This window comes from Rhodococcus sp. no. 34, from assembly GCF_054589475.1.
In genome coordinates, this window is sequence record NZ_BAAILK010000041.1 from 415,336 (window position 1) to 434,589 (window position 19,254).

Annotated in this window: 21 protein-coding genes; 18 read left to right on the plus strand and 3 right to left on the minus strand. The window is 62.8% G+C overall.

What is annotated here, in order from left to right:
* Positions 1 to 127: 127 nt before the first annotated feature.
* The 10 genes from hisD to hisF all read left to right on the plus strand — a co-directional run bounded on the left by hisD (position 128) and on the right by hisF (position 7,820).
* Positions 128 to 1,450: a histidinol dehydrogenase gene (gene hisD, locus ACYP01_RS19390; protein WP_007732254.1), complete on the plus strand. Its 1,323-nt coding sequence runs from the start codon at positions 128 to 130 to the stop codon at positions 1,448 to 1,450.
* Positions 1,447 to 2,589, plus strand: a complete 1,143-nt coding sequence (locus tag ACYP01_RS19395; protein ID WP_387391055.1) for a histidinol-phosphate transaminase — start codon at positions 1,447 to 1,449, stop codon at positions 2,587 to 2,589. The genes hisD and ACYP01_RS19395 overlap by 4 nt, the downstream gene beginning before the upstream one ends.
* Positions 2,586 to 3,200: an imidazoleglycerol-phosphate dehydratase HisB gene (hisB, locus tag ACYP01_RS19400; protein WP_003942383.1), complete on the plus strand. Its 615-nt coding sequence runs from the start codon at positions 2,586 to 2,588 to the stop codon at positions 3,198 to 3,200. The genes ACYP01_RS19395 and hisB overlap by 4 nt, the downstream gene beginning before the upstream one ends.
* Positions 3,197 to 3,346 carry a hypothetical protein gene (locus ACYP01_RS19405; RefSeq protein WP_007732248.1) on the plus strand — a complete coding sequence of 50 codons (150 nt, stop codon included), beginning with the start codon at positions 3,197 to 3,199 and terminating at the stop codon, positions 3,344 to 3,346. Before hisB ends, ACYP01_RS19405 begins: the two co-directional genes overlap by 4 nt.
* 92 nt (positions 3,347 to 3,438) lie before the next feature.
* Positions 3,439 to 4,560, plus strand: coding sequence for an MFS transporter (locus ACYP01_RS19410; RefSeq protein ID WP_166502959.1), 1,122 nt, complete (start codon positions 3,439 to 3,441; stop codon positions 4,558 to 4,560).
* A gap of 9 nt (positions 4,561 to 4,569) precedes the next feature.
* The gene (hisH, locus tag ACYP01_RS19415; RefSeq protein ID WP_003942389.1) at positions 4,570 to 5,205 is read left to right on the plus strand and encodes an imidazole glycerol phosphate synthase subunit HisH; all 636 of its coding nucleotides are present in this window, start codon (positions 4,570 to 4,572) and stop codon (positions 5,203 to 5,205) included.
* Positions 5,202 to 5,453 (plus strand): hypothetical protein, encoded by a 252-nt coding sequence (locus ACYP01_RS19420; RefSeq protein ID WP_042449550.1) that lies wholly within the window; start codon positions 5,202 to 5,204, stop codon positions 5,451 to 5,453. Before hisH ends, ACYP01_RS19420 begins: the two co-directional genes overlap by 4 nt.
* 19 nt (positions 5,454 to 5,472) lie before the next feature.
* Positions 5,473 to 6,207, plus strand: a complete 735-nt coding sequence (gene priA, locus ACYP01_RS19425) for a bifunctional 1-(5-phosphoribosyl)-5-((5-phosphoribosylamino)methylideneamino)imidazole-4-carboxamide isomerase/phosphoribosylanthranilate isomerase PriA (protein WP_003942371.1) — start codon at positions 5,473 to 5,475, stop codon at positions 6,205 to 6,207.
* A 9-nt stretch (positions 6,208 to 6,216) separates the two neighbouring features.
* Positions 6,217 to 7,050: an inositol monophosphatase family protein gene (locus ACYP01_RS19430; protein ID WP_459681819.1), complete on the plus strand. Its 834-nt coding sequence runs from the start codon at positions 6,217 to 6,219 to the stop codon at positions 7,048 to 7,050.
* Positions 7,047 to 7,820, plus strand: a complete 774-nt coding sequence (hisF, locus tag ACYP01_RS19435) for an imidazole glycerol phosphate synthase subunit HisF (protein ID WP_095969965.1) — start codon at positions 7,047 to 7,049, stop codon at positions 7,818 to 7,820. The genes ACYP01_RS19430 and hisF overlap by 4 nt, the downstream gene beginning before the upstream one ends.
* Here the strand turns inward: hisF and ACYP01_RS19440 are convergent.
* Entirely contained in the window at positions 7,817 to 8,434 is a 618-nt protein-coding gene (locus ACYP01_RS19440; RefSeq protein WP_030537064.1) for a TetR/AcrR family transcriptional regulator, read from the minus strand. The genes hisF and ACYP01_RS19440 overlap by 4 nt on opposite strands.
* Positions 8,435 to 8,538: 104 nt before the next feature.
* On the opposite strand from ACYP01_RS19440, the gene ACYP01_RS19445 reads away from it, so the two are divergent.
* A complete protein-coding gene (locus tag ACYP01_RS19445; RefSeq protein ID WP_459681823.1) occupies positions 8,539 to 10,020 on the plus strand; it encodes a flavin-containing monooxygenase in 1,482 nt (493 codons plus the stop codon).
* Positions 10,021 to 10,041: 21 nt separating this feature from the next.
* On the opposite strand, the gene ACYP01_RS19450 is transcribed toward ACYP01_RS19445, so the two are convergent.
* Complete coding sequence (locus ACYP01_RS19450) at positions 10,042 to 10,563, minus strand: universal stress protein (RefSeq protein ID WP_054825211.1); 522 nt, start codon at positions 10,561 to 10,563, stop codon at positions 10,042 to 10,044.
* Positions 10,564 to 10,663: 100 nt separating this feature from the next.
* Here ACYP01_RS19450 and hisI point away from each other — a divergent pair, with 100 nt between their 5' ends.
* The 4 genes from hisI to ACYP01_RS19470 all read left to right on the plus strand — a co-directional run bounded on the left by hisI (position 10,664) and on the right by ACYP01_RS19470 (position 12,424).
* Positions 10,664 to 11,011 (plus strand): phosphoribosyl-AMP cyclohydrolase, encoded by a 348-nt coding sequence (hisI, locus tag ACYP01_RS19455; protein WP_003942390.1) that lies wholly within the window; start codon positions 10,664 to 10,666, stop codon positions 11,009 to 11,011.
* A 6-nt stretch (positions 11,012 to 11,017) separates the two neighbouring features.
* Positions 11,018 to 11,311 (plus strand): DUF1905 domain-containing protein, encoded by a 294-nt coding sequence (locus ACYP01_RS19460; RefSeq protein ID WP_042952044.1) that lies wholly within the window; start codon positions 11,018 to 11,020, stop codon positions 11,309 to 11,311.
* Positions 11,312 to 11,337: 26 nt separating this feature from the next.
* On the plus strand, positions 11,338 to 11,964 hold the full coding sequence (locus tag ACYP01_RS19465; protein WP_378504784.1) for an SRPBCC family protein: 627 nt from the start codon (positions 11,338 to 11,340) through the stop codon (positions 11,962 to 11,964).
* Between the two features lie 73 nt (positions 11,965 to 12,037).
* Positions 12,038 to 12,424 (plus strand): DUF2784 domain-containing protein, encoded by a 387-nt coding sequence (locus ACYP01_RS19470; RefSeq protein WP_459681828.1) that lies wholly within the window; start codon positions 12,038 to 12,040, stop codon positions 12,422 to 12,424.
* Between the two features lie 60 nt (positions 12,425 to 12,484).
* Here ACYP01_RS19470 and ACYP01_RS19475 read toward each other — a convergent pair whose 3' ends face one another.
* Complete coding sequence (locus ACYP01_RS19475; protein ID WP_459681830.1) at positions 12,485 to 12,910, minus strand: nitroreductase/quinone reductase family protein; 426 nt, start codon at positions 12,908 to 12,910, stop codon at positions 12,485 to 12,487.
* Positions 12,911 to 13,019: 109 nt separating this feature from the next.
* Between ACYP01_RS19475 and ACYP01_RS19480 the strand changes: the two genes are divergently transcribed.
* The 3 genes from ACYP01_RS19480 to ACYP01_RS19490 all read left to right on the plus strand — a co-directional run.
* Entirely contained in the window at positions 13,020 to 13,442 is a 423-nt protein-coding gene (locus ACYP01_RS19480; RefSeq protein ID WP_003942406.1) for an ArsR/SmtB family transcription factor, read from the plus strand.
* Positions 13,439 to 14,470, plus strand: a complete 1,032-nt coding sequence (locus ACYP01_RS19485) for a cation diffusion facilitator family transporter (RefSeq protein ID WP_459681834.1) — start codon at positions 13,439 to 13,441, stop codon at positions 14,468 to 14,470. The genes ACYP01_RS19480 and ACYP01_RS19485 overlap by 4 nt, the downstream gene beginning before the upstream one ends.
* Before the next feature lie 208 nt (positions 14,471 to 14,678).
* A partial coding sequence (locus tag ACYP01_RS19490; protein ID WP_459681837.1) for an amino acid adenylation domain-containing protein occupies positions 14,679 to 19,254 on the plus strand: 4,576 nt, incomplete at its 3' end.

A 19,254-nucleotide genomic window follows, 5' to 3' on the forward strand; every position in this document is an offset into this window, starting at 1 on the left:
GGGGTGCGCCTATCCTGGATAATTGACATCAGTTCTGTGTTTCAGGCGCGCTGTTCAGGGCCTGTGATGCCGGACCGGTTTGCTGCCGCTTGCACAGGCACCCCGTTTGCGTACGAGAGGAACTCTCATGCTTGCCCGCACCGACCTGCGTGGTCGTACCCCATCCACGGCCGAACTTCGCGCCGCGCTTCCCCGAGGTGGAGTGGATGTGGACGCGGTGCTGCATCAGGTTCGCCCGATGGTCGAAGCTGTTCGTGATCGCGGGGCAGAAGCCGCCCTCGAGTTCGGCGAGAAGTTCGACGGCGTTCGTCCGGCTTCGGTTCGTGTACCCGCAGCCGAGCTCGAGCGCGCACTTCGTGAACTCGACCCCGCAGTCAAGGAAGCACTCGAGGTTGCGATCGAGCGCACCCGCAAGGTGCACGCCGATCAGCGTCGCAAGGACACCGTCACCGAGGTCGTTCCGGGCGGCACGGTCACCGAGCGTTGGGTTCCGGTCGAGCGCGTCGGGCTGTACGTACCCGGCGGCAATGCCGTGTACCCGTCGAGCGTTGTCATGAACGTCGTGCCGGCTCAGACGGCCGGCGTCGGGTCGCTTGTTGTCGCCTCGCCGCCCCAAGCCGACTTCGGCGGATTGCCGCACCCGACCATTCTTGCCGCCGCAGCCATGCTCGGCGTCGACGAGGTGTGGGCCGTCGGCGGCGGGCAGGGCGTCGCCCTCCTTACCTACGGCGGAACCGACACCGATGGAACCGAGCTTGTCCCGGTCGACCTCATCACCGGTCCCGGCAACATCTATGTCACTGCCGCCAAGCGTCTGTGCCGCGGACTGGTCGGCATCGACGCGGAAGCCGGTCCCACCGAGATCGCGATCCTCGCCGACCACACCGCTGACCCGGTCCACGTTGCCGCCGATCTCATCAGCCAGGCCGAGCACGACGTGATGGCCGCCAGCGTTCTTGTCACGACCAGCGTCGACTTGGCCGACGCGGTCGACAAGGCTCTGGCTGCGCAGCTCGAGATCACCAAGCACCGCGAGCGCGTCACCACGGCACTGACCGGTAGCCAGTCGGGCACGGTGCTCGTTTCTGATGTTTCCGCTGGTCTGCGCGTCGTCAATGCGTATGCGGCCGAGCACCTCGAGATCCAGACCGAGGATGCAACCGGGGTGGCAGCTCAGGTCACCAGCGCTGGTGCCGTGTTCGTCGGCCCGTGGGCGCCGGTCAGTCTCGGCGACTACTGCGCCGGCTCCAACCACGTTCTGCCGACGGCCGGGTGTGCACGCCACTCCTCCGGTCTGAGTGTGCAGACGTTCCTTCGTGGAATCCACGTGATCGACTACTCCGAGTCTGCACTGAAAGACGTTGCCGGACATGTCATCACGCTGGCCAATGCGGAGGATCTGCCGGCTCACGGCGAGGCTGTGCGTCTGCGATTCGAGGCTCTGCGATGAGTAGTGCTCCTGGAGAGTCGATTTCGGTCGACGCCCTTCCGATTCGCGAGAACCTGCGTGGAAAGTCGGCGTACGGCGCACCGCAGTTGACGGTTCCGGTTCAGCTCAACACGAACGAGAACCCGCATCCGCCGACCCAGGCGCTCATCGACGATGTGGCCGAATCCGTGCGCGAAGCCGCGAAGGAACTGCACCGCTACCCCGACCGTGACGCTGTGGCGTTGCGGACGGATCTGGCGGCGTACCTGGCGAAGCAGACAGGTGTACCGGTCACCGTCGACAATCTGTGGGCGGCAAACGGATCGAACGAGATTCTGCAGCAACTTCTTCAGGCGTTCGCAGGTCCGGGACGTAGCGCGATGGGTTTTGTGCCTTCGTACTCGATGCACCCGATCATCGCCGACGGTACCGATACCGAGTGGGTCGAGGTCTTCCGTCGGGACGACTTCGCACTCGACGTGGATGCTGCCGTCACCGTGATTGCGGAACGTCGACCCGACGTCGTGTTCGTGACCAGCCCCAACAACCCGACCGGACACAGCGTCGGCATTGCGGAACTGCGACGCATCCTCGACGTGGCGCCGGGCATCGTGATCGTCGACGAGGCGTACGCGGAGTTCTCCGCTGCCCCCAGCGCGATGACGCTGATCGACGAGTTCCCGGCCAAGCTGGTTGTGACCCGCACCATGAGCAAGGCTTTCGCGTTTGCCGGTGGCCGACTCGGCTACCTCGCCGCCGCTCCCGCGTTCATCGACGCACTGTTGTTGGTGCGCTTGCCGTATCACCTCTCGGTGGTCACGCAAGCGGCGGCACGTGCCGCCCTGCGTCACGCCGACGAGACCCTCGGCAGTGTACACGCCTTGTCCGCCGAGCGCGATCGAGTGTCGAAGGCGCTGGCGGACACCGGTTTCCGAGTGATTCCCAGTGACGCGAACTTCATCTTGTTCGGTCAGTTCACCGACGGTGCACAGGCGTGGAAGGAATACCTCGACCGCGGGGTTCTCATCCGCGACATCGGCATCCCCGGATATCTGCGGGCCACCGTGGGACTCGAATCCGAGAACGACGCGTTCATCAAGGCCAGTGACGAAATCGCAGGCACCCAGCTGGTCGACACGAATTCAGGAGAGACGGCATGAGCGATCGCATCGCGCGGATCGAACGAACAACTCGGGAATCAAGCATCGTCGTCGAACTGAATCTGGACGGGACCGGCATCGTCGACGTCTCCACCGGCGTTCCGTTCTTCGACCACATGCTCAACGCGTTGGGTACGCACGCCAGCTTCGATCTGGACGTCAAGGCGAAGGGCGACGTCGAGATCGACGCTCACCACACCGTCGAGGACACCGCGATCGTCTTCGGCCAGGCGCTCGGCCAGGCACTCGGCGACAAGAAGGGCATCCGTCGTTTCGGCGACGCTTTCATCCCGATGGACGAAACGCTGGCGCACGCGTCGGTCGACGTCTCCGGTCGCCCTTACTGCGTGCACACCGGTGAGCCCGACTACATGGTGCATTCCGTCATCGGCGGGTACCCAGGCGTTCCGTATCACGCGGTGATCAACCGCCACGTATTCGAGTCGATCGCATTGAATGCACGTATCGCACTGCACGTTCGGGTTCTGTACGGCCGCGATCAGCATCACATCACCGAAGCCGAGTACAAGGCCGTTGCGCGCGCTCTGCGTGAGGCGGTCGAGCCGGATCCGCGCGTGAGTGGCGTACCGTCGACGAAGGGCACACTGTGAGCGTCCTCTTCACCTACTTGCTGTTCATCGGCGCGGGTATTGCCGTGGGCGGCGCCTACTCGATGTTCAAGGTCAACAAGCTTGCGTCGGGAATCCTTCTGGCGTTGGCGGTTCTGGCGGCGGTAGCAGGCGCACTGCGTCTGTGACGCGAAAAGTGACTGCGTCTGTGACGCGAAAAGTGACTGTGTCTGAGACGCAAGATCCTGCTCCATCACCGGGGTTGCTTCGCACTCCGGGCATGATCGGTGTCCTGATCATGGCGGCAGCAGCTTTCGGTGGCTGGTCGTTGCTGTTGCCGGTGGTGCCGTTGCTGGTTGCGCAGTCCGGCGGATCGGATGCGCTTGCCGGATCGGTGACCGGTGTCTTCATGGCGGCCACGGTCTTGACGCAACTGCTCGTGCCTCGGTTGTTGCGGACGCAGGGCTACCGGCGCGTGCTGGCAGTCGGGTGTCTGCTCCTCGGTCCACCGTCGTTGGTGCTGTTGATCTCGGCCGACGCCGGCCCCGTCCTGGCGGTTTCCGCGGTGCGAGGAATCGGTTTCGGCATGCTGACGGTCGCCGGCAGCGCGCTCGTGGCCGAGTTGGCGCCCAAACGAATTCTGGGCCGTGCCACTGGCGCTCAGGGAATCGCGATCGCAGCGTCACAAATGGCGGGGCTTCCGCTGGGGCTTGCGATCATGGAACGGTGGTCGGCAACACCGGTGTTCGTTCTCGGTGCGCTGATCCCGGCACTCGCGCTGGTGGCCATTGCCGGGTTGCCGAAGATCTTCGCCCAGCCCACCGGCGAATCCGCCCGGTTGAGTGTGTTCGTCGTCTTGGTCCCGGTGCTCGCTCTGGCGTGCGTGTCCGCGTCGTTCGGCGGGCTGTCGTCTCTACTGCCGATCGCAATCTCGGAGCGCGCGGCCGTTGCAGGTGTGGTGTTGGCGACCGCCAGTGGATCGATGTTGATCGGCCGGTACTCGGCGGGCCTGATCGCCGATCGTCTCGGCAGTGGTCGGACACTCGCGCCGGCATTGGCGTCGTCGACCATCGGATTGGTGCTGTTCGCGATCAACGTCGACGGCGGGTCGACGCCGGTCTTGTTCTGCGCGGCGGTCCTTTTCGGGCTGGGGTTCGGGGCGGTGCAGAACGAGTCCTTGGTCATGGCGTTTCAGGCTGCCGGCCCGAGGCAACTCGGATCCGCCAGCGCGATCTGGAACATCGGCTACGACGCCGGCACCGGAATCGGTGCACTGGCGTTGGGATTCGTGGCCACGACTGCCGGCTATGCGTGGGTCTTCGCGGTCTCTGCGGTCGTTGTCGCTCTGCTCCCGGCACTGGCCGCGGGCGGCAAAGTGATCGGCAGCAGGGTTGCCCGATAGAGTTGGGGCATGAGCGCTTCCACGATTGCTGTACTCGATTACGGCTCCGGCAACCTGCATTCGGCTACTCGCGCACTGGCGCGCACCGGGGCGCAGGTGGAGGTGACCAACGACATGAAGGTTGCACTGGCGGCCGACGGTCTCGTGGTGCCCGGCGTCGGCGCGTTCGCGGCCTGTATGGAAGGTCTGCGTGCAGTGCAGGGTGACCGAATCATCGGCAGACGCCTGGCTGGTGGCCGACCGGTGCTGGGCATCTGCGTCGGCATGCAGATTCTGTTCGACCGGGGAGTCGAATTCGGTGTCGAGGCGGAGGGCTGTGGCGAATGGCCCGGCACCGTGGAGAGGCTGCAAGCAGAGGTCCTGCCGCACATGGGCTGGAACACAGTGGAGGCTCCGGAGTCCAGCACCCTGTTCAAGGGCATAGACGCCGATACCCGCTTCTACTTCGTCCACTCCTACGGTGTGCAGAGTTGGGAGCTCGCGCCGTCCGAGCACATTGCACCCCCGAAGCTGACATGGGCCGATCACGGCGGAAAGTTCCTCGCTGCCGTCGAGAACGGTGCGTTGTCGGCAACGCAGTTCCACCCCGAGAAATCCGGTGACGCAGGCGCCGAGTTGCTGAGCAACTGGGTGCAGAGTTTGTGACCGGGGGATCCGGACCGAACCGCGGTGACGATTTCTCCCTCGCCCGTCTGGCGTTGTTCTCGCTCGGCGCCGCTGTGGCTGCGCTGGCGGTCGCAACTGTCGTCATCGTTGTTCTCAAACCATCGCCGGGCGTCGGCCTCGTGATCGGTCTCGTGGGGGTCGTCGCTGCGATTGCGGCAATGGGCGTCGTATCCAAGCGGATGACCCGAAAAGCGTTCGGTGACCCGGAAGACGGTTCGAGGTCCTGACCTACTAGGGTTACCGCACGTGAGCCTGGTCCTTTTGCCTGCTGTAGATGTCGTCAACGGTGAAGCTGTTCGCCTCGTGCAAGGAGAGGCGGGAAGTGAGACCGGTTACGGGTCGCCCCGCGACGCTGCTCTTGCGTGGCAGAACGACGGTGCCGAATGGGTGCATCTTGTCGACCTCGACGCTGCTTTCGGGCGTGGGTCCAACAGCGAACTGTTGGCCGGCGTCATCGGCGACCTGACGGTCAAGGTGGAACTGTCCGGTGGAATCCGCGACGACGCTTCCCTGGAAGCCGCACTGGCCACCGGCTGTGCTCGCGTGAATCTCGGTACTGCCGCTATCGAGGATCCCGAGTGGTGTGCGCGTGCATTGGCCAAGTACGGCGACAAGATCGCTGTCGGCCTCGATGTTCGTCTCGTCGACGGTCAGTACCGCACCCGTGGTCGCGGCTGGGTCACCGACGGCGGCGATCTGTGGGAGACCCTCGCGCGTCTGGACCGTGACGGCTGCACTCGTTACGTCGTCACCGACGTCTCCAAGGACGGCACCCTGACCGGTCCCAATCTCGAACTTCTCAGCCAGGTCTGCGCGGTCACCGACGCGCACGTCGTCGCCTCCGGTGGTGTGTCGACCATCGAGGATCTACTCGCCATTTCCAGCCTGGTTGATCAGGGTGTCGAGGGCGCGATCGTGGGCAAGGCATTGTATGCCGGTCGCTTCACTCTCCCCGAAGCACTGGCAGCAGTTTCCGGATAGATTTTCCAGATGACTCCGACGCGTGACCTCGATGAACTTCTCGCGATTGCGGGTCGGCTTCTGGACGGCGTCCACGATCAGTTCGTCTCCGGTGTCGGCGCCCCGAGTGCGGTCCGCAAGGGCTGGGGTGATTTTGCCACCGAGGTCGATCTTGCGCTCGAGAAGCGGTTGACCGCGGAGTTGTTCGAGCAGACCGGCATCGAGGTGCACGGCGAGGAATTCGGCGGTCCCGACGTCGGTTCCGGGCTCGTCTGGGTTCTCGACCCCGTTGACGGTACTTTCAACTACTCGGCCGGATTGCCCACTGCCGGAACGCTGTTGGCGCTTCTCGACGACGGTGTCCCGGTGCTCGGATTGACCTGGCTTCCATTGATCGGTCACACGTACGCGACTCGCGTCGGCGGTCCGTTGTTGGTCAATGGAATCGCCGTACCGCCGCTGGAGCCAACCGATCTGGCGTCGTCGATCGTCGGCTTGGGTGCGCTCAACGTCAACAGTCGAGGGCGGATCCCCGGCAGTTTCCGTCTCGACCTCCTCGCCGAGATCAGCAAGGTGTCCTCGCGGATCCGGATACACGGTTCCACCGGAGTCGATCTGGCCTTCACCGCGGCCGGCATCCTGGGCGGTGCGATCGTCTACGGCCGCAACGCGTGGGACAACGCGGCCGGGGTCGCGCTCGTTCGCGGTGCGGGCGGGGTGGTCACCGACCTGGCCGGCCGCCCGTGGACCGTAGAATCGGAGTCGGTGCTCGCTGCCGCTCCGGGCATCCACGGTGAGATTCTCGATATCCTCAACGCGCTCGGTGATCCGCGCGCTTCGTCCTCAGGAGGACCACAGTCATGACCCTCGCAGTTCGTGTGATTCCGTGCCTCGACGTCGACGCCGGGCGAGTGGTCAAGGGTGTCAATTTCGAGAATCTTCGCGACGCCGGAGATCCGGTGGAACTCGCGGCAGCGTACGACGCTCAGGGCGCCGACGAACTGACCTTCCTGGACGTGACCGCCTCCACGTCGGATCGCGGCACGATGCTCGACGTCGTAAGTCGCACTGCCGAGCAGGTTTTCATTCCTCTGACCGTCGGCGGTGGAGTGCGCACGGTCGCGGATGTCGATCGTCTGCTGCGTGCCGGTGCCGACAAGGTCAGCGTCAACACCGCGGCGATTGCGCGCCCGGAACTGCTGAAGGAACTGAGTGAGCGATTCGGCTCGCAGTGCATCGTCCTCTCGGTCGATGCCCGCACCGTTCCCCAAGGGCAGCCGGACACACCGTCGGGGTGGGAGGTCACCACGCACGGGGGCAAGCGCGGCACCGGGATCGACGCTGTCGAGTGGGCCGAGCGTGGTGCAGAGTTGGGAGTGGGGGAGATCCTGCTCAACTCGATGGATGCCGACGGCACCAAGGCCGGCTTCGACCTTCTGATGATCCGCGCTGTCCGTGCAGCGGTCCACGTACCGGTGATCGCCAGTGGCGGTGCCGGCCTGGTCGAGCACTTCGCCCCGGCTGTCGAAGCGGGCGCGGACGCAGTTCTCGCAGCAAGTGTCTTCCATTTCGGCGATCTGAGCATCCCGCAGGTCAAGGATGCGATGCGTGCCGAGGGAATCGTCGTTCGCTAGGCGTTCTCGGCGCGGATTCCGTCGAACATGAGGCGGCTGATGGCTTGGTTCAACGCCGTGCAGTCGACGGACGAACCGGCTCGCAATCCTTGAATCGCACTTGCCAGCATCATGCCGTTGACGGCGTGGGCAGTGTTGTCGACATCGAGGTCGGCGCGCAGATAGCCGCATTCGACTCCGTGGTGGAGGTACGCCGCGGTCAACGATGCCGACTGGTCGAGTAGATCGAGCATCCGGCCCGTCAGATCGGCGTCGACGCCCGTCGTCTCGAACAGCAGAACCCGCGGGATGCGGGGGTCGTCGAAGAAGATGCGGGGGAGCGCCTCGGCGATCCGTCCCACCTGGGCGCGGTACTCGTCCAGTGTGCTGGCGGCGTCGGGAGCATTCTCGGTGGCCAGTGCGCTGATGATCTTTGCGACGAGGTCGTCGATGACGTGATCGATGATGTCGCGCTTGTTCTCGAAGTACCGGTAGAAGGTCCCATGGCCGATTCCGAGAGTTGTTGCGATGTCGGCAATTCCGGTTGCGTGATAGCCGCGCTGGGCGAAGCACTCGAATGATGCGTCGATGATCTCGCGGCGCAATTCCGCCTTTTTTCGTTCCGCTCTGGTCATGGCCTTCGTCACATCAGGAATGATACCGTTCTCAATAACGGAATGACGTGTCAGTTTCTGATGTGCAGTTTTTCTGATGTGCAGTTCACGAGAGGGATTCTCCGATGGCAGTGCAGTACGACGCAGTAGTAGTGGGGGCGGGCTTCGGCGGAATGGGTGCGGCCATTCAACTCAAGCGGCTGGGCCTGAACAACCTGGCGATCCTCGAGCGCGAGGACGATCTGGGTGGAACCTGGCACGTCAACCGCTATCCCGGTCTGGCTGTCGACATCGCGTCGGTCACCTACTCGTATTCGTTCGAGCCCAATCCGAACTGGTCCAGGCTTTTCGCACCGGGCGCGGAACTGAAGAAGTACGCCGATCACGTCGCGGACAAGTACGATCTGCGGAAGCACATGACGTTCGGTGCCGTGGTCAACGGAGCCCGCTGGGACGAGGATTCCTCGCACTGGGTCGTATCCGTCGAAGGCGCGCCGGACATCACTGCCAAGTACCTCCTGACTGCGACGGGTTTCCTCTCGCAACCGCATCGGCCCGACATCTCCGGTATCGACGACTTTGCCGGCAAGATCATCCACACCACGGCCTGGGACGATTCCTACGATCTGTCCGGCACCAAGACCGCAATCATCGGAACCGGCGCCACCGCTGTGCAGTTGATCCCCGAGGTGGCGCGTCAGGCCGCAGAGTTGACCGTCTACCAACGCACCCCGATCTGGGTCGTTCCCAAGATCGACGTCCCCATTCCGAATGCAGTGCAGAAGCTGTTCTCGCGCATTCCGCTCACCCAGCGAATCGCGCGCGCTGTCAGTTCGTCGATCCTAGAAATGATCATGGTCAGCGCGGTCCTGCACTACAAGCAGGTCAAACTGTTGAACAAGGGTGCGGCGGCCGCATCACGTGCGTTTCTGCGGTCCCAGGTCAGCGACGCCAGCCTTCGCAAACAACTCACACCGGACTACGACTTCGGGTGCAAGCGTCCCACATTTTCCAACAGCTACTTCCGTACGTTCACCAAGGACAACGTGCATCTCGAAACGACGCCGATCGACCACATCGCTGCCGACGGAATCGTCACCGCCGACGGTCGCAAGACCGAGATCGACACCTTGGTGCTGGCAACGGGATTCAACCTCTGGGATGTGAATTTTCCAGCCATCGAGGTTATCGGTCGCGAGGGACGAAACCTCGGTAAGTGGTGGCGCGACAACCGTTTCCAGGCCTACGAAGGGGTCGCGGTTCCGTATTTCCCCAATTTCCTCACGCTCGCCAGTCCGTACTCGTACAGCGGGTTGTCCTACTTCACGACGATCGAATCCCAGATGCAGCACATGGATCGACTGTTCGGCGAGGTGAAACGGCGCGGCGCCGAAACATTCGAGGTCACCGAAACTGCCAACGCCGAGTTCCTCGACCGGATGACCGAGAACCTGGCGGACTCCGTCTTCTACGGCGGTAGTTGCCAGACTGCACGAAGCTATTACTTCAATCAGCACGGCGAGGCTTCGATTCTGCGGCCCACGTCGACACGGAATGCGTTCGTCGAAGCGAAACGCTTTCCGCTCGAGGACTATTCGATCGTCTAGGCGGGCTTGTCCCGCGTTCGGCTATCTTGCCGAGCTGACTCCGGTCGGAACCGATATCACGGGATAGCGGTTCTGCCGGTTCAGTCGGGAAGAGACCGAGCTGTGTATCAGTCGGCTCACCGCGGAGGCAGCGCCTTTTCGCGGTGAGCCGATCACGATGGTGAAGGCGTCGTACTTGTCCGCGGTCGCGAGGATGACACCGGCCGGGTCGCCGTAGGTGCAGTCGTAGGTCCAGGTGTCCGTGTGCGAGGCAAGTGTCGAGGTTGTCTGCTCACGTTGGGACGCCATCTCGTCGTGCAGACGCGTTTCGAATTCTGGTGAGTCGGTTTCGACAGGTAGGTCCTCGGACGTGATGCAGTGAACGACGTGGAGTGCTGAATCCTCCTTGGCGGCAAGCGTCAGTGCGTAGCTGAGTACATTCTTGCTGGTAGCACCTGGGCCGATGCCGAGAACGACGTGGCGGGTTCGGACGCGATCGGTACTCGGGTTCACGATATGGCAGGTGTACTCCGGGTGTGGGCCGTCATGACGTTGATGGTTCATGTCGGATCTTCTTCCACGGTGACAGCGAAGGAACTTCCATTCTACGGCGAACAAGCAGGGGAATTCCACGGAAGTCACAGGTGGAAGGTATAAACATCATATGAGCCTTGATCCCGCAATCGCGGCGAAGCTGAAGCGAAACGACGCCGGACTGTTCAGCGCGGTTGCGCAGGAGAAATCGACCGGTGATGTGCTGATGGTCGCGTGGATGGACGACGAAGCGCTCGCGCGAACACTGGAAACCCGTAAGGGGACGTACTATTCGCGCTCGCGGCAGCAGTACTGGGTCAAGGGAGAGACCTCCGGGCACACCCAGTACGTGCACGAGGTGCGCCTCGACTGTGACGGCGATTCCGTCTTGCTGATCGTCGATCAGGAGGGCGCCGCGTGCCACACCGGCACTCACACGTGTTTCGACACCGACGTCCTGCTCGCTGCTGAGCAGTGACGCGAGATGGCCACTGACAAGACTCCACAACCGCTCGATTACTCGTTCACCGCTCCCATCGAGAAAGACGGTGCGTTCGCAACGTTCTTGACCGTGCCCGGCTCGGCGGAACTTCTGGGAACCAGACGCGCTGTGAAGGTGGTCGGGACCCTCGATGGTGAGCATCCCTTCGAGGCGACGCTGATGCCCTCCGGCGACGGACCGCACTGGCTTCCGCTGCGCGTGGCGCTGTGCAAGGCGATCGGCAAGAGCGCCGCTGGAGAAGAGGTAGCGGTACATCTACAGCAGCGCCTGAGCTGAAAGTTTCGCTCGAACCGAGGAGTCTCATGTTCGACAAAGCAGTTGATTCGTTGCAGTTGGTGGCACGAGAACTGGGCCCGTTCGGCGGAGACGAGGGGAAAACGCGCATGCTGCGCATGTCGCGGACTCTCGCGGCACCAATAGGCACGGTCTGGGCGGCGATCACCGAGTTCGACCGCATTCGCCAATGGTTCATGCCGGTCGCGGGAGAAGCCATGATCGGCGGCCACTATCAGCTCGAGGGCAACGCCGGCGGCGAGATTTTGGCGTGCGAAGCTCCTCGAACTCTTCGCATCACCTGGGAATATGGCGGCGATGTGAGCTATGTGACTGTAAATCTCGCCGAAAAGGGCAGTGGTGCAACGCTGTTCGATTTCGAACATGCCGCGGACGTGGAGCCGGATCGGTGGGCCGAGTACGGTCCAGGTGCCGTCGGCGTCGGGTGGGACATGGGACTGCTCGGGCTGGCTCGACACGTGGAACTGGGGATCGCGACGCCACTCGAGACACCCGAGTGGTCGGCGAGCGACGAGGCCAAGGCATTCATCGCGGGAAGCAGTGAACTGTGGGCCGAAGCTGCGATCGCATCGGGCGACGACCCGGATGCGGCTGCAGCCGCCGCTGCTCGCACGACCGCTGCATACACCGGGTAGATCACCTCTACGAGGACTAACATCGGATTAGTCTGGTTGTTGCGGGACTTCCGCGCCACGAGCGGAGACGACGATGGTGTATCGGCTCATCGAAGTAGTAACGGTGTTCGTTCACTTCGGGTTTGTCCTCTATGTGGTGCTGGGTGGGTTCGTGGCGTGGAAGTGGCGTCGTACCATCGGTTTCCACCTACTTGCAGTCGTCTGGGGAGCCGGTTCGATAGCGGTCGGATATGACTGCCCGCTGACCAATCTCGAGAACTGGGCCCGCCGGATGGCCGGGATCGCGGAGTTGCCGTCCACCGGATTCATCTCGCACTACATCACCGGCGTGTTCTATCCGGCGAGTATCGAAGGCCTTGTACAGGCGCTCGCGGCGACAGTGGTTGTCGGATCCTGGGTCGGATACGTGCTGCTCGGACGGCATGCGAAGGGTGAGGTCAACGCCTCTTCAGCGACCTGATTCCGTACAAACGATTCCAGCCGTTTCCGAATGGAAACGGCTGGAAGGTGCTACCAGGATTTACGCGCGAGTCAGGGCTACCACCGGGATTGTGCGGATCCCAGCTGTCTTCTCCGCGTATTCGGCAAATCCCGGGTATCGACTGGCCTGCTCGTCGTAGATGCGTTCACGCTTCTCGCCGGTTACTTCGCTGACGGAGACCGGGTATGTTTCGGTGCCGATCTCGACCTCTGCCTGGTCGGTGGCAACGAGGTTGTAGTACCAATCGGGATTGGTCGGGGCACCGGCCTTGGATGCAAAAACGTAGATGGTCTTCGGATCCTGCTCGTCTGCCAGATACATCATGGGACTCACGAAATCGCGTCCGGATTTGCGTCCTGTGTGGTGGACCAACACCATGGGCGCACCTTCGAAGGGGCCACCTACCTTGCCCTCGTTCTCCCGAAATTCCGCAATGATTCCTGCGTTCCAATCGTCGGTACTCATCGTTGTCTCCCGGTCTGCGAGTGGCGAAGGGCTCTGCCGCCAAGCTTTGCACAACTGGTGAATCGACGAGAGGTCATCTTCGGCGTCCAGCATGATCTACTATCTACGTATGAACGCAGATAGTGGTGTTTGTCGCCGCAAGCTTCCCGATGATCAAGTCGACCTCGTCGTCGAGGTGTTCCGCATGCTGGCCGACGCAACCCGTGTGCAGGTCTTGTGGGCATTGGTCGACCGCGAGTGCTCGGTGAACGAACTGGCGGAACGCGTCGGCAAGCCGGCGCCCTCGGTGTCGCAGCACCTGGCGAAATTGCGCATGGCAAGGTTGGTACGAACCCGCCGCGATGGTACGACGGTGTTCTATCGCCTGGAGAACGACCATGTGCGCCAACTGGTTACGGACGCGGTCTTCAATGCGGAGCATGCCGGACCCGGATTGCCGGGGCATCACCGTAGTGAAGGTGAGCTTCGGGAGATACACCCGGAGCGCTCGGCGAACGTCGATCGGACCGATCAAGAAGAAGGTGCGTCGTGACGCACGAACCCAAGACGTCCCACGGCCACGGCCACACCCATGGCCACGGGCCGAAGGGATTTCGATCGGCAGTCCGCGAAGTGTTCTCGCCGCACAGTCACGACGCTGCCGACAGTGTCGACGACGCATTGGAATCGAGCGCAATCGGCATCCGGGCGGTCAAGATCAGTCTTGTCGCGCTCGGCGTCACCGCAGTTGCTCAGGTTGCGATCGTGGCGATCTCGGGTTCGGTGGCGCTGCTTGCGGACACCATTCACAACTTCTCCGACGCGCTCACGGCAGTCCCACTCTGGATTGCCTTCGCGCTCGGTCGGCGCGCTGCGACCAGGCGCTATACCTATGGTTTCGGGCGTGCGGAGGATTTGGCCGGACTGTTCGTGCTCGCCATGATCGCACTGTCGGCAGTGATCGCCGGTGTCGAGGCGGTGAGGCGATTGATCAACCCGGTCGAGATCGAGCACCTCGGTTGGGTAGCGGCGGCAGGTTTGATCGGTTTCATCGGAAACGAATTGGTGGCGTTGTATCGGATCAGGGTCGGCAGGCAAATCGGTTCAGCGGCACTGGTGGCCGATGGATTGCATGCTCGGACCGACGGATTCACTTCGCTCGCAGTCCTTCTGGGGGCGGGGGGAGTTGCGCTGGGTTTCCCGTTGGCAGATCCGATCATCGGCCTTGTCATCACCGTCGCCATCGTGGCGGTGCTCAGGACTGCAGCGCGAGACGTCTTCCGGAGGTTGATGGACGGCGTCGAACCTGAGTTGGTGGACGACGCAGAGCATGCATTGATGCACGAACCTGGAGTCCTCGGTGTTCGTGATCTGAAGATGCGGTGGATCGGACACCGACTGCATGCCGATGCAGAACTCGACATCGATCCCCGGGCAACTCTTGCCGAAGCTCATGCGATAGCGCACAGCGCCGAGCATTCGCTCACTCACGCGGTGCCCAAACTCGCTACTGCCTTGGTGCATGCGTACCCGGCGCATGACGCGCCGAATACTGAGACCGCACTCGAATCCCAGGTCTGATCTGCAGAAACAGACCTAGCGGAATCCTTTACGTGATCGCATGGGACTTGTTTTGCCATTTGACGAGATGGGAAGGTTATGCAACCCTATCTTTGATCAATCGGCGGACTGTGTCGAGTGGTAGTCGGTACGGTCGTCTCGCGCCGCAGGTCCACAGCAATCGATGCAGGCCGTCGGTACTTTTTTCGGCAGATGAGAGAACGACGCTGTGCATGCTGATCGACGTTTCGAGCCCTTTCCGCTGACCAGCGCGCAACGCGGAATCTGGTTTGCCCAGCTACTGCGTACTGATGTGCCGATCACGATCGCGCAGTATGTCGTAGTCGACGGGACTCTCGACGCGGCGGTGCTCGAAAGTGCCTGCGTCACAGCAGCGCATGAGTTCGGCTCCGGGATGCTGAAACTCCTCGAGATCGACGGCGAACCGTTTCAGCAGATCGATTCCGAGCTCAGTCAGAGCGTCGAGGTCGTCGATCTGAGCGGTGAGCGCGAGCCGGAGGCAGCCGCACTCGAGTGGATGCGGCAGGAGTACACCCGACCTTTCGATCTACTCACCGATCGATTGGTGAAGTCAGCCGTCCTGAGCGTCGGCGCGAACCGCCAGTTCTGGTACTGCCGGATCCATCATCTGGTCCTCGACGGCTACGGCGCCATGAACTTCATGACACGCATCGCCGAGCTCTACTCAGCGGAGGTCGCCGGCCTTTCAGTCCCCGAATCGTCGGCAACCGATCTTCTGGCCGTGCGCGACGCCGAGGCCGAGTATCGGCACTCGCCGCGATTCCGCCGAGATCAGGACTACTGGGCAGCCAAGACAGCAGACCTTCCGGCCGTGGCAAGTCTGGCCGGGAAGCGGATGGACGCCACAGCGGGTGCGGTCGTGGTCGGCCGAACACTCGACAGTGCGAACGCGACGGCGAAGGCGGACGAGTTCTCTTCGGCGGCGGCGGTGGCTGCTTTCGCGCTCTACTTCGCCCGGGGGACCGGCACCGAAGACGTAGTGCTGAGTTTGCCGGTGACCGCGCGCACGAACAGGGTTCTGCGCGGTTCGGGTGGCATGATCTCCAACGTCGTTCCGCTGCGCCTCGCGGTGACCGCTACGACCACGGTTGCCGAATTGAGCGCGGCTGCCTCGCTCGAACTGACCGGCGCGCTCAGACATCAGCGGTACCGCACCGAGGACATGAGGCGCGATCGAGGCCTCGGTGCCGAGCGGGGGTTCTTCGGTCCTGCGATCAACATCATGAACTTTCACCCCGAAGTGGTCCTGGGGTCGGTGACTGGTCGATTCCACGTCTTGTCGACAGGGCCGGTGGAAGACCTGTCGGTCAACATCTATCCGAGTGCCTCGGGAGAGGCGCCGCGAATCGATTTCGAAGCCAATCCCCATCTGTACACCGCAGATGTCCTGAGCGACCATGTCCGCCGATACGTCGAACTGCTGTCCCGGTACATGCAAGCGCTGCCGGACACTCGTGTTCACGATCTCGAGATCCTGAGCGAAGCCGAGCGGAAGTCGATCGTTCCGGCACGCGGCCCTGACGCACTGGCACCGATGACCTTGCCCACGATTCTCGCCCACGGCGTCGCGGCATCGTCGGAGGGGATCGCACTGAGCTGCGGTACCCAGCAGCTCAGCTACCGCGAACTCGATCGTCGCTCCAACGTACTCGCTCGAATGCTGATCCGGCGCGGAGTGGGTCCTGGCACCAGTGTCGTGATCGCGCTGCCTCGATCCATCGATGCCGTCATCGCGTGGTGGTCGGTTGCCAAAACCGGCGCTGCATCAGTTCCGGTCGATCCGACGTACCCGGTCGAACGAATCGATCACATGGTCGGGGACAGTAATGCTGTTGTGGGAATTACTGATTCGACTGTCCATCAGATGCTGCCCGTCGATCTGGACTGCATCTCTATCGATGCCTTCAGCTTTGTCGGCGACGAGTCCGTCGTCGACGACTCCGACCGCACGGCGCCGTTGCGAAGCGATCACATCGCCTATCTGATCTACACGTCCGGTTCCACTGGTACACCGAAAGGTGTTGCCGTCACGCACAATGCGTTGGTCGATTTCACCGCATGGGGTCGCCCCGAACTCGGCGTCGGTGCACATTCGCGAGTTCTGCGATTCTCGTCCGCAAGTTTCGACGCCTCCGTCTTCGAAATGGTTCAGGCGTTCAGTGCCGGGGCGACGATGGTCATCGCTCCGGCAGATGTCTACGGCGGCGGCGAGCTCACAGAACTGCTGCGCAGCGAGCGCGTCACCCACATCATCAGTGCGCCCGCAATTCTGGGCACGGTGGACGCCACCGATCTTCCGGATCTCGAAGCTGTGGTTGTCGGAGGTGACGTGTGCCCGCCGGACCTGGTTCGACGCTTCGGCCCGATCTGCCGGTTCTACAACAGTTACGGGCCCACCGAGTCGACCATCGTCATCACCACGACACCCCCGCTGGCGTCGGACGAGGCCATCACGATCGGTTCTCCGATTCAGGGCGCGCATCTGATGGTTCTCGACCGCTGGTTGCGACCTGTGCCGGCCGGGGTGGCCGGTGAACTGTATCTCGGTGGCCCCGGATTGGCGCAGGGCTACCACTCACGTTCGGCTCTCACCGCTGCGAGTTTTGTCGCCGATCCTCTCGGCGGCGGAACTCGGTTGTACCGCACCGGAGACGTGGTCCGCTGGACTCGGACTCTCGAACTCGAGTACGTCGGCCGCTCCGATTTCCAGGTGCAGGTCAATGGACTTCGCATCGAACTCGGTGAGATCGACGCTGTGCTCGCACGCCATGAATCCGTCGATTTCGTGGTGACGCTTGCCGGCGGCACCGTGTACTCGTACGTGAAGATCAAGCCGGGACACGATCTCGACGAAGAAGCGTTGATCGCACACGCATCTCGATTCCTGCCCGCTCACATGGTGCCGTCCCAGCTGATACCGCTGGCTGAAGTGCCACTGACCCCGGCAGGCAAGCTCGATCGCCAGGCGCTACCCGAACCGGAATTTCGTTCGGCGGCTCAGAACTACCGGGCGCCGAGCGGTCCGGTCGAGCGCATCATCGCCGACGCCGCTGCGTCGGTACTCGGCGTCGAGCGAGTCGGCGTCGACGATTCCTTCTTCGCGCTGGGTGGAGACAGCATCGTCGCGATCTCGCTCGTCTCTCGAGCAAAAGCCGCCGGAGTTGTCTTCACTCCTCGCGACGTGTTCGAACGCAAGACGGTGGCGCGATTGGCCGAAATCGCACTCCCGGCAGATGAATCGGTCGTACTCGAAGAACTGCCGGGTAAGGGAGTGGGGTTTGTCCCGCTGACCCCGATCGCAGCCAAGATACTGGGCACGGCCGGCAGCATCGACACCTTCTATCAAGCCGTGTCGGTCAGTGTTCCTGTCGGACTTGATCTCTCGCGCCTCGCGGCAACTCTTCAAGTAGTTGTCGATCAACACGACGCTCTTCGCGCGCGTTTGCTGCCCGACCACTCCGGATTCGACATTGCCCCTGGCTGTGCTGTCGATACATGGGTTCGTCGGACCGTCACCGAAGCGCTACCCGGAACCCCCGAGTTCGAGGAAGCTCTTACCCAGGCGACCGCGGACGCCGCGTCGAGGCTCGATCCGTACCGCGGCGATACTGCTCAGATCGTCTGGCTCGACTCGACGCACGATTCGGGCCGATTGGTGGTCGTCATCCACCATCTGGTTGTCGACGGCGTCTCGTGGCGGATTCTCCTTCCGGACTTCGCTGCAGCCTGGCAACAGATCGTTCACGGTGGCACGCCGGTACCGATGCCCGTCGGAACGTCACTGCGGCGTTGGTCGCACGGACTCACCGAGCTGTCACCGTCGGCGGAACTCGAGTACTGGCGTGAGGTCGTCGACTTCGATGGTGCGCCGATCGGTTCGCGTCCTCTCGATGCGGAACGGGACCGAGGGTCGTCACTGCGTCGAGTCCGGGTCGACATCGACCGTGACACAACAGATCACCTGTTGCGCGCGGTACCGTCGCACTATCGGACCGGTGTCAACGACGGCTTGCTCAGTGCGCTTGCCCTGGCATTGCGCACCTGGAGCGGATCACAGCGGATGCTGGTCTCGCTCGAAAGTCACGGACGAGACGAAGACGTGCTGCCCGGTGCCGACCTGTCCAGGACCGTCGGCTGGTTCACGGCGGTGTACCCGGTTCGGATCGATCTCACCGGACTCGGAGTGGACACGCCGACGGTCGTGAAATCCGTCAAGGAACAGCTGAGAACCACGCCGGGGTCCGGTATCGGTTACGGGCTGCTCCGACGTGCAGGGATGCTGACCGGCCCGGAACCGCAGATCGGTTTCAACTACTTGGGCAAGATGTCCACTGCGGAGTTCGGTGACGAATTGCGGGCCGCGGGCTGGATTCCCGACGCCGGAATCGATCTCAACAACGGCAGCGGAAGCGATCTCGCGGTCAATTACGCGATCGACATCAATGCCGCCGTCGTGGACGGTCCGGAAGGCGAGTTCCTTTCGGCGTCATTTGCTTTCCCCGAAGGTATCTTCGAACCCGCTGCAGTCGCGGAGCTCGCGACGGCGTGGCGCGTCGAACTGGAGAAGATTGCCGCCTCCGTCGGTGATCATGCCGGCCTCACGCCGTCAGACGTTCCCCTGGTCTCGGCTTCGCAGGACGAAATAGAACTGTGGGAGAAGCAGTTCGGCCACCTGGAGGACATCTGGTCGCTCTCGCCGCTGCAAGCCGGATTCCAGTTTCATGCCGGCCTCACCGCCGATGCCGTCGACGTCTACACCGGCC